At 51.6% G+C, this 3,282-nt stretch carries 2 protein-coding genes and 1 pseudogene; 2 read left to right on the top strand and 1 reads right to left on the bottom strand.

Annotated elements, in window-relative coordinates:
- Nucleotides 1-311 (top strand): annotated as a pseudogene (locus V5E99_RS30800) (anti-phage dCTP deaminase); the annotation flags it as partial.
- A 410-nt stretch (nucleotides 312-721) separates the two neighbouring features.
- Here V5E99_RS30800 and V5E99_RS30795 read toward each other — a convergent pair.
- Entirely contained in the window at nucleotides 722-1,051 is a 330-nt protein-coding gene (locus tag V5E99_RS30795) for a hypothetical protein (RefSeq protein WP_499806287.1), read from the bottom strand.
- Nucleotides 1,052-1,418: 367 nt separating this feature from the next.
- Here V5E99_RS30795 and V5E99_RS30790 point away from each other — a divergent pair, with 367 nt between their 5' ends.
- A complete protein-coding gene (locus V5E99_RS30790) occupies nucleotides 1,419-2,312 on the top strand; it encodes a hypothetical protein (protein ID WP_499806286.1) in 894 nt (297 codons plus the stop codon).
- The last annotated feature ends 970 nt before the right edge of the window (nucleotides 2,313-3,282 follow it).

Here is a 3,282-nt window from a genome sequence, read left to right as displayed (position 1 = left end):
CTAGGCATTTGGTGGCGGCTGGTATTAAAGAAGTGATTTTTCTTGAGCCTTACCGCAAGAGTCTTGCTACCAGATTGCATCAGGATGCTATAACTGAGAATGAGAGTGATACCTCGAAGGTGCGGGTGCTCCCTTTCGATGGCGTGGCGCCATCGCGGTTCCTCAGATTCTTTTCTGCCCATCCCGCCGGTCGGAAAAAAGATGGACGGATGATCCTAAGAGATGCGGAACCAGTGGCACGTATCTCAATGGAGGCTGTCTCTACTCTTGAAGGATTGGTAGTGAAGGGACTAGAATCCTGCCGCCTTTAAAGGCCTGTAGCGAAGGAGCTGGTGTATGGATCGGTTAGAAGAAAAACGCGAAGCTGAGACAATGGCGCAGCTATCCTTCTGTTTTGAGGCCGTAAGCTCCGCAAAAAATGGCAGCACGGTGGGTGGTTGTGAGGCTGATTTCACTCCGAATAGGACAATCGCAGATGTTGTTCCCGTACGAAGTATCGTGTTGTCTTTCCCGCAGAACCGCGGTTCCTCCGGTGCTCAGGCACAGCTAATCCAACGAATTCTCCAACGATCTCGTTTTTTTTGAGACGTTCCATTTAGAGCAGTGCACTCACGTTTTCCTCGTTTGTTTAACTTGGAAAATGTGGGCTCGCAGCGTGGTCAGGCAATCAAATTTAGCGTGCGCACCGGATTGGTATTACTGTTTCCGCTCGGCCAAGCATTCAAATAATTTCTTTCAGATAGTCCTTGAGCGCAATGACCGGCGCCTCAATCTGCTCCATCGTCTGCGCATTGCTGAAATCAGCCGCCAGCCGATGCAACTCCCGCCCAAGCGGTGTATCAACACCACCTATAGCCTCCAACGCCAACCCCACACAATGCCCCACCCGAAACCGAATCCCTTCAACATCCCCCCGTCGCACCAACAACCCAAAAACCTCCCGCTCATAATCACTCATGATCGGATCATCCCGCAGAATCGGGCTTTCTCCCTCGCGCTCATAAGCCAGTTTGAGGGCGAACAGGGCAACGGTTTCCAGTGGCAATTCCATTGTGTGAATCCTTGATTCGTTGGCTGGGCGGGTTTGGGTGGTGGGGCCTTAAAGGCAAGATCAAAAGATCGCAGCCTTCGGCAGCTCCTACGGGGTGTGGGGTCAGCCCACTTTTCTGTGGGCGAAAAAAAAGGCCTTGCTAAGCAAGACCTTTCTTAATTTTGGTGCCCGAGGGAGACTCGAGACTTCCATATATTCTGTGGCTTGCAGCCAGATTATACGGTTAGGGATACACGTAGGGATACATCGTGCGGGCTGTTGCCTATGAATGCTCGACACAGAGTTCGCTTCTCGGGAAAGTTCCTACAGGATCTGGAGGCTTTATACTCACCTTTTGGAGCTCTTGCTACTGGAAGGAAATTATTGGATGCCGACATTTGCAGATTCTCGTGTTGCTCTCCCCCGTTCGTGGGATGAGTTCGAGGACATTGTTTGCTCTGCCGCCAAGAACCGCTGGAGTAATCCGGATTTCACCCGCCATGGACGTCAAGGGCAGCGGCAAGACGGCGTAGACATTTACGGCAGTGATCAAAAAGGCATGCTGGTCGGGATTCAATGCAAGAACACCTGGTCCGGAATCACTTCAAACATGATCGCGCAGGAGGTACAGAAGGCCGAGTCCTTCCAGCCTCGCCTGACTGCCCTCTACATAGCAACAACTGCTGACACTGATCAGGCGGTGCAGCGGGCAGTCCGAGAAATGTCGGCTGCGCGCAAATCGCGTGGCGAGTTTGAGGTGATGGTTTTGTTCTGGAATGACATATGGCTCGATCTCACGCTTAACGAGGCACGCCTATTCCAGCATTATCCTCAGCTCCGCCCGATCAGTTCGGGAAGCAATCTGCCTACCCACGATCAAAGGTTATTTCAAGACTTTCAGTCAGCTTTTCCCTTTGAGCCTGCCGTGCGTCTTCTTCGAGAACATGACTTTGGTGATGCCTTTTCAAGAGGCGACATCAAGCCGCTGTACCGATTTTATGAGGAGTGGGATCAGCCCGAAAAGGAGTTTCTTGATTCCGATCTCCAGGCAGAGCTCTGTGTTCTTCATGCGGCTGCGCGTAGGTTGTCCAACCATTTGGTAGGAAAAACGGTACCGATATACGGAGGAGATCTTGCTTCTGTGTACTCTGATCGTGATCGCGCATCAGGCCCTCGAAATGCACATGTCTTAGAGGACGCACGTGTACTGAACGAGGAGGCTAGGATCTTTGTACCTGTGTACGAGAATTTTTTCCGGGCGTGCAAGAAAAAGCTCGGGTAGTAAACAATGGTCTGTATTTCTTCCGTAGTTGCAGGAGCGTAGGGCTGGACTTCACCGCATCCGCGATTGGGCAGGGAGTCTCATGGGACTGAAAATCAAAAAAGTCGCTGGGGACCCTGACGATTTTCGATCTACACGGGGTCGGAAACCCGCGAGATCTTGTTAGCGACAGTTCCCTGAGCTTACTGAAATTTCGACGTTGAAATTGAAAGGATATTGAATAGAAAAGGGCATCGTTACCGCAACGGTAAAGGTGAGCCATTGTGTTGTTGATAGCGAACGGTTGCGCCCGCTCAACCTTGGGGATGGTGTCAACCTGTCAACCAACGTGGAAAACTCAGTCGCTAACAAGATGCTGCGGGTTCTCTGCCCCGTACACAATCGCAATTGTCCAGGGTCCCCGACCACCTCCACAGCCATAGGGCAAATGCACAGGTGAACCGCAGTTCACCACGTTCACCTGTTCACTAAGCTGGGCACCTTTCCGCTAACAAGATCGGGCGGGTTACTCGCCCCGTGTCGAGAGGCATTTCTCAGGGGCCCTGCCGCAATCTGGGTGTAACCGATTCTTTTCTTCGGTCAGGCACCTAGCTCGCGGGTTTCCGACCCCGTCTGAAGGCAGCCCTACAGGGGCACTGCCATTTCTCAAAGGCTGCGTTGTTGCGCTGATGGTGTCATTGCCTACGGGGTACAGGGGGACGCAATCCGAAGGGGGCAAATTAGTGGTGTTACGCGTGTTACAGGTGTGACAGTAATTGCCAACCTATTGATTCAGCTGGTTTTTTGTTGTGTTACACAATCGTATTCCTCATCGGGATTCGAGTGTTACAAGTCCCGCAGGTGTTACAGCAGAATGACTTAAGAGTTTATTGGGCGTAGGGCCACACATTGTGTGACAGTAGAATGAGTTCTTTAGGATTCGCTTCGACTAATTGGGAGGAGCGACATTACGATGTATGCTGAAAAAATT

Source organism: Janthinobacterium sp. LPB2021202312-11-4 (assembly GCF_037049705.1).
Classification (GTDB): domain Bacteria; phylum Pseudomonadota; class Gammaproteobacteria; order Pseudomonadales; family Pseudomonadaceae; genus Aquipseudomonas.
The sequence above is the reverse complement of the archived record's forward strand: the minus strand, read 5'-3'. Positions and strand labels throughout refer to the sequence as shown.

Bases quoted from the DNA above. Each gene is read 5' to 3' on its own strand.
- V5E99_RS30795 (WP_499806287.1), bottom strand. From the start codon at position 1,051: ATGGAATTGCCACTGGAAACCGTTGCCCTGTTCGCCCTCAAACTGGCT.
- V5E99_RS30790 (WP_499806286.1), top strand. From the start codon at position 1,419: ATGCCGACATTTGCAGATTCTCGTGTTGCTCTCCCCCGTTCGTGGGAT.